Raw genomic sequence first — 6,795 nt, forward strand, 5'->3', positions numbered from 1 at the left:
TTTGTTAGATAATTGCAAACGTAGTAAGTTAAAATTATGAATACGCTTCCAGGAAAACTACTTCCCTTTCTATGGTATTTTAGTAAAAAGCACTCGCTTCACTTACTAGGACTCATATTTGTCGCCATCTTTTGGGCAATTGACCTCTCCTTATCTCCTTACATGGTAAAACTTATTATCGACGGTGTTTCTTCTTGGGAACCAGGGGTGGACAGCCTTTTTTATACAGTGGGAATGCCGTCTATAGCCTATGTTGCGCTTGCTCTCTTCATAGGTATCGTTTTTCGTTTTTATGATTATGTCATGATAAAACTTGCACCCATCATGAAAAATGAGATCATTCTAGAGATGTTCAACTACATTATCGACCACTCCTATAGCTACTTTCAACAAAACTTTTCGGGTAGCCTTTCAAACAAAATCAATGATATCTCAAAAGGCTCTGTTAAAATCATCACAGAATTCGTCGATCTTTTTCTCTCGCGCTTTTTCTGCCTTATTGCAGCAATCATTACCATGTACCTCGTGCATGCCTCTTTTGCAATTACACTTACTCTATGGACCGTTTTATTTATCTCTATCTCATTGCTTTTATCCAGAAAATCACAAGAGTACTCAAAAGTTTATTCGGAATCAAAAAGCCATGTGATGGGAAAAATTGTTGACTGCATCACCAATGTGCTGAATATCAAACTCTTTGCAAGAAAAGAGTATGAAAAGCGCTATCTAAAAAAGTACTTAGATGATGCAGCAATAAAAGATCAAAGCCTGCATTGGTACCTATTAAAGCTAAAAGCTTTCCAGGCGCTTGCAATCACCCTACTCATTGCTTTCATGCTATGGCTTTTAATCAATGCTCGCATCAAAGAAGAGGTCACAATTGGCGACTTTGCGCTTATTTTAGGGCTTACTATGTCTATTGTTGATCAACTTTTTACTGTAGCTCAAGAGCTCATCAATTTCTCTGAAGATTTAGGGACATGTAGCCAAGCGCTTTCCATCATATCTACACCTCACGACCTTATAGATGCTCCCAATGCAACCACCTTAAACGTCACACGCGGTGAAATCATATTTGATAAAGTACATTTTCGTTATCGAAAAGGTCACAATATTTTTACGGATAAATCAATCATCATTCACTCTGGAGAAAAAGTAGGTTTTGTTGGATTTTCTGGAAGTGGAAAAAGCACATTCATCAACCTCATACTACGCTTTTTTTCCATAAACTCTGGAAAAATTTTGATCGATGGACAAGATATTACGACAGTAACCCAAGACTCTCTTCGCAGTCAAATTGCCATGATCCCTCAAGATCCCATCTTATTTCATCGCTCACTCATGGAAAATATTCGTTATGGAAAACCAGAGGCTAGTGATGAAGAGGTCATCGAATCATCAAAAAAAGCGCATTGCCATGAATTTATCGAAAAGCTAAAGGGGGGTTATTCATCTCTTGTTGGAGAAAGAGGGATCAAACTCTCAGGAGGACAAAGACAGCGCATAGCTATTGCAAGAGCCATTTTAAAAGATGCTCCTATCTTGATTTTAGATGAAGCAACTTCCTCTCTTGATTCTATTACAGAAAACTACATTCAAGAAAGCCTTACAAAGCTTATGGAAAACAGAACCACCATAGTTGTGGCTCACCGTCTATCCACCCTTTTTAACATGGACCGCATACTTGTATTTAACCATGGTAAAGTCGTAGAAGAGGGCAATCACCAAGAGCTTATTGCAAATAACAGTCATTACGCAAAGCTATGGAACATGCAAGCGGGCGGCTTTCTCTCAAATAAGCCTTAATCTGGCCAGTAGTGTACATGCAACTTTAGCTTGTGAGGTGCAGGATATCCTTCAACATATTTTTCTTCGAAGGCCTTCATCTTTGCATGAGCCTCATTGATATTTGCTTGCTTCTGCTTAGGCGACTTACCCTTATTTGTTTGATCCAAGTCTTTATATGCTTTTTCGGCCTCTTCATACTCTTTAAGATACTTTTGATCAAATACTACGGTAGGTGGACATGGCTTTCCTTCACTTACATCTGAGATACAACCAACACCATTTAAACCTTGTACTGTTATATGCCGTCCATCTTTTTCTCCAATTTGAGAAAGAAACCTATAAGCAAAATATTGAGTTGTACTGCATTGAGAGTCCTCTGACAAAGAAATCCCCTTACTCGCCAATCTTTGATCTATCCTGTTACAATCTTCATGAGTAAAATCCGAGGTATCCTCTTTTTTGTCTAAACTAGAAGATCGCCTAACTCCATCGCTGTAACATGCCGATTCACAAGTATAAAACTTTACAACCCTCACCTTTACACGCTCTGCAAGCTCTACAAGACTACCCGCAACTTCTTCTAAAGGCTTATCTGCAATCTTTCTTGCATTGATAGGCAGCGGCTGATGCGTCTCTTGATCATAGTAACGACCATGCCCCACAATAGAAATTTCATCAAATTTTTCCTTAACCACTAAAGCCGTATCTAAATCAACTACTTTAACTAACTTAACTGAATCTTTGTTTTTTTCTTTTTTGAGTTTTAATGCATCTGTTAATCCTTTCAAATCCCTATCAAGACTAATCATAAGACAATTCCACATATTCAGATTTCCAGAAGTTACTTTTGATGACATAATTACCGCACGATTTGTTAAAATTAAATGGACATTGTGCGCGACATAAAAATTAATTACAATACAAAGCTGAAAGAGAGTATAAACAAATTCAAGAATTGCTTGTCTATATCCATACTAACCTACCCGATAGGAACTTTAATGTTATCTATTCTTCTTATTTCAGAGGCATTAGTAGATGATTTTCTAGATATGACCTTTCCAAAATATAAAAAATATATTTTAACAGACCCCAAATATCGTCAACAGATTGTTGCAGTAGGAGCTCTTATGGGACTTACTCCTATAGGTCTTGCTCTTGCAAAAATAGAAGGGGCTAAAGCTATTATATTATCTATATTTGTACATGAACCTTATCGAGGACAAAAAATTGCTTTGCATTTACTTAGCACCCTAGAAAATGAATTATTACGAAGAGGTTGTTCACAAGCAGTGCTTGAATATTCTACGCAAGAGAAAGAAGAAATCTCACCTATAGAAAGGCTATTACAACGACAAAACTGGTCTATAAACACCTTAAACAATGAAACGCTAGTACATTGGGATTTTAGCAGCGAGCAATTATCGTTTTGTTTACGCCCTAAATGCCAAACCAAGGCTTCAACATGCATTTCACTTTATTCGGAAATTTCTGATTATGAAAAAAAATATCTTTTAAACCACTCTGAGGCTCTTCAACCTGGATGGAATCCTTTTAGCCTATCTGACTATCCCATAGAAAAATTAAATAGCCTTGTTGCAAGAAATAGTCTAGGTAAGATTAAAGGCTGGCTGATCACTCATCGCTTTGATGCAGAAACCATCCGCTATACAGCCCTATTCGTACAAGACGATGCAAGACGTTATGGATTTGCGATGTATCTTATTTATGAGGCTTTAAGAAGACAATTTTTAGAACGTTTAAATATCCCTCGTGGTATATGCCTTATAACTAATCACAGCCTTCTTCTATTTTCCAAAAATAAAAACTTACAACCTAATTTTTTTCTATGCTCAAAAACTGCATCTAAATTTCTTCTTGCAGACATATAAATCAATATTTTATTACATAGTTTTTATGAAAGTATAATGCAGGAGTGTAATCATGAGTAAAAATGCGCAAGAATTTTTGAACAAGATAAGCAAGAATGAGCAGTTAAGAATGAAGGTACTTGATCTTTATCAAAAAGGCTTGAAAAAACAACTTGAAAAAATAGCTGCAGATAATGGCTGTCCCTGCACATTTGAAGAGCTTAAAGCTGTATATAAGGGGCCAAAAAATGAAGTCACCAAACTAGATGATAAACTTTTGAAGAGTACTTCAGGAGGAGCACCTAAACCTGGAGGAATGAACACTGATACTATATAATCAACTCGCTCATTCGTACGAGTCATTCCCGCTTGCGTGCATACAAATCTTGACTTTATAAGAGTATCGATTTTATAGTTACCCATCAAAATTAAAGGTAAAATTCATGATCGATATCAAAGCAATCCGCACCGACAAGGCCGCTATAGAAGCAAAACTACAAACTAAAATTCCAGAAATTACTTTAGAGCCTATCCTTTTATTGGATACAAGAGTTCGAGAAATAAAGACAGAAGTAGAAAATTTAAAAAGCGAGCGAAACTCCCTTTCCAAAATAATTGGGGATCTAAAGCGAGAAAAAAAAGATTGCACAGAGCTCATGAACAAAGTATCGAGTGCAGCTGACCAGATTACTGGGCTAGACCATGAGCTTACAAGAATTGAAGCAGAATTACATGATCTTCTTGCACGTCTTCCCAACATACCCATGGATGACATCAAAATTGCTCAAGATCCCAAAGATAATGTGTGTATCAAGGAATACAAAACCAAGAAAGAATTCTCTTTTGCATTCAAAAATCACGTAGAACTCAATGAACATTTAAATTTATTCGATTTTAAAAGAGGCGCTAAAATATCTGGTGCCGGTTGGCCCACCTACAAAGGTCTTGGAGCAAGATTAGAATGGGCTCTTTTAAATTATATGCTGGAAATCCATTTGAAGAATGGATTTGAGCAATGGATGATCCCTCTTCTAGTGCGCCCCAACATGATGTTTGGCTCTAGCATGCTTCCAAAATTTGCAAGCCAAATCTTTAAATTAGATGATGAAGACCATCCTCTCTACTTAATTCCAACAGCAGAGGTTGCTCTCAACGGCCTACATTATGATGAAATTTTAGAAGAAGATATACTTCCTCTAAAATATGTTGCTTATTCACCCTGTTTTAGACGGGAAGCAGGGGCCGCAGGCTCTCAAGAAAGGGGTCTTATTCGTACACATCAATTCAACAAAGTAGAAATGTTCTGCTTTTCCAAGCCAGAAGAGAGCATGCAAATCTTTGACCTCATGCTCAGTAGCGCCGAAGAAGTTCTACAAGGCCTAGACCTGCACTACAGAAACATGTTACTTGTAACTGGAGATATGTCCTTTCCATCTTCAAGAACAGTGGACATTGAAGTTTGGCTTCCTGGCCAGAATCGCTACTATGAAGTATCTTCTGTTAGCAACTGCACAGATTTTCAAGCAAGACGCTCACAAATTCGCTTTAAAAGGAAAGAGGGTGGAAAAGCAGAGCTTGTACATACACTCAATGGCTCTGGACTTGCAACGTCTCGCTTAATGGTTGCTCTACTCGAAAACAACCAAAACGAAGATGGCTCTGTAAACATACCAGAAGCCATACAAAAATACTTAGGCGGCATCAAGACATTATCATGATGCACCCTCAAGCAAAAGGCTCTTAGACAGGCTTGCTCTTAAAATAGACTGTAATTAAGGTTACGGTTTAACCTAATTGCTGGGATTCATAGCTTTGAAATAAAAAGTTAACTATACAAGAGGTTCAATGTGGATTTCCCACAGATCTCACCGGATAATTCGTTAAACTTTCCTGCTAATCTGTTGCATATACATTGACTCCTTCTGGGTAAGTATTGGACTTTGGATTCATACGCACCCTTGTCCTAGGAGCCCTCTGCCTCATATGCACTTTCTGTTCGTTAGGTCAACATTTTGTATACGGTTTTCTTCAGATTCCATCTCGCGATGGACACCCTTACCTTCTCTAACGGTCCTCCTTACCAGAGCCCGTAAAGGACTTGCACCTTCTAGTTTAACGACATACCGGTCGCACACATAAATCACCCTACGGGTGGATTTATGCAACAAGGTCTTTTTCTTCTAAATTTTCATCTTCTTTCTACTTTCTAAGGCGAACTACAAATAATAATTGTAGAAAAATGCTTAGCAATATGTTGCAGAATTTTATTATCATTTGAATAAATTTCAAAATAAGAAGTATCAAAAGCTCTAATTTCAAAATATGCTTCTGAAATATCTCTAAATCGCTTATCTTCAGTAAAAAAAATTTGATTCATTACTATATTTTGATCTCGAATAAATCCCAAAAAAACACCTGATAAAAATTGTTCTACGTTTTGAATTAACAATTTTAGGTCTTTTATATCACCTATTCTGTTAGGTATCGATGAATTTAAATAAGTTGGAAAAACGCTGTTTGTTGTAATGTCAGCCCCGTACCAAATAATGTTTTTATTGTCTTGATAAATTAAGTCTAAAATAGCAGATAATTGCTTTCCCGTACAAGAGATTCCAGATTCTCCTTTAATGCATGTTAAATAACGAGGTAAGTTCATTAGACCATTCTCCAATTTGGCACTGGTGTTGAATCACCCCTTATGAGGCTTCCTCCTGTGAAATTTGGTGTATACATATGTTGATGCGGGTTGGTATGGTCATTAGGCCTACCATGATTAGTGAAATCTATGTCTCTTACAGGCTTACCATTCTCATCAAATTCACGTGCTTGAGCATATGGCCCATTTCTGCCATCTCGTGTTCCTAGTTGAGTATGCGGATCACTGGTATCAGGAAGAGGTTCTTTTGTCTTTTCATCACGAGGTAAGGGCCTATCAGGTGTATAAACACTATAAGGCTCTTTTTTTACATCATTTTTTGAATGATGAAGTGAATCATAGTAACTCAACTGTGGATATTCAGTATATTGTGACATATTATAAAGCAATAAAGAATCACCATAAGCAGGATGATTATAATGTTGATCCTGATTAAACATCTTTCCTGCTGCATAACATCCTACAGCCCCTAAGGACACAAAC

The 6,795-nt window shown here is 37.1% G+C and carries 7 protein-coding genes; 4 read left to right on the forward strand and 3 right to left on the reverse strand.

Going from position 1 to position 6,795, the window contains the following annotated elements:
- Positions 1-36: 36 nt before the first annotated feature.
- Positions 37-1,806 carry an ABC transporter ATP-binding protein gene (locus P4L16_06605; protein ID MDR3624791.1) on the forward strand — a complete coding sequence of 590 codons (1,770 nt, stop codon included), beginning with the start codon at positions 37-39 and terminating at the stop codon, positions 1,804-1,806.
- On the opposite strand, the gene P4L16_06610 is transcribed toward P4L16_06605, so the two are convergent.
- Positions 1,803-2,645, reverse strand: coding sequence for a hypothetical protein (locus P4L16_06610; GenBank protein MDR3624792.1), 843 nt, complete (start codon positions 2,643-2,645; stop codon positions 1,803-1,805). The genes P4L16_06605 and P4L16_06610 overlap by 4 nt on opposite strands.
- A gap of 141 nt (positions 2,646-2,786) precedes the next feature.
- On the opposite strand from P4L16_06610, the gene P4L16_06615 reads away from it, so the two are divergent.
- The 3 genes from P4L16_06615 (at position 2,787) to serS (ending at position 5,374) form a co-directional block, all read left to right on the forward strand.
- Complete coding sequence (locus tag P4L16_06615) at positions 2,787-3,677, forward strand: GNAT family N-acetyltransferase (protein MDR3624793.1); 891 nt, start codon at positions 2,787-2,789, stop codon at positions 3,675-3,677.
- A gap of 52 nt (positions 3,678-3,729) precedes the next feature.
- Positions 3,730-3,993: a hypothetical protein gene (locus tag P4L16_06620; protein ID MDR3624794.1), complete on the forward strand. Its 264-nt coding sequence runs from the start codon at positions 3,730-3,732 to the stop codon at positions 3,991-3,993.
- A gap of 106 nt (positions 3,994-4,099) precedes the next feature.
- Positions 4,100-5,374, forward strand: coding sequence for a serine--tRNA ligase (gene serS / locus P4L16_06625; protein ID MDR3624795.1), 1,275 nt, complete (start codon positions 4,100-4,102; stop codon positions 5,372-5,374).
- Between the two features lie 488 nt (positions 5,375-5,862).
- On the opposite strand, the gene P4L16_06630 is transcribed toward serS, so the two are convergent.
- On the reverse strand, positions 5,863-6,312 hold the full coding sequence (locus P4L16_06630) for a hypothetical protein (GenBank protein MDR3624796.1): 450 nt from the start codon (positions 6,310-6,312) through the stop codon (positions 5,863-5,865).
- The coding region (locus P4L16_06635) for a hypothetical protein (protein ID MDR3624797.1) at positions 6,312-6,795 on the reverse strand (484 nt) is incomplete at its 5' end. The genes P4L16_06630 and P4L16_06635, both read right to left, overlap by 1 nt.

The sequence above is a fragment of the Chlamydiales bacterium genome, from assembly GCA_031292375.1.
GTDB lineage: Bacteria > Chlamydiota > Chlamydiia > Chlamydiales > VFKH01 > JARLHF01.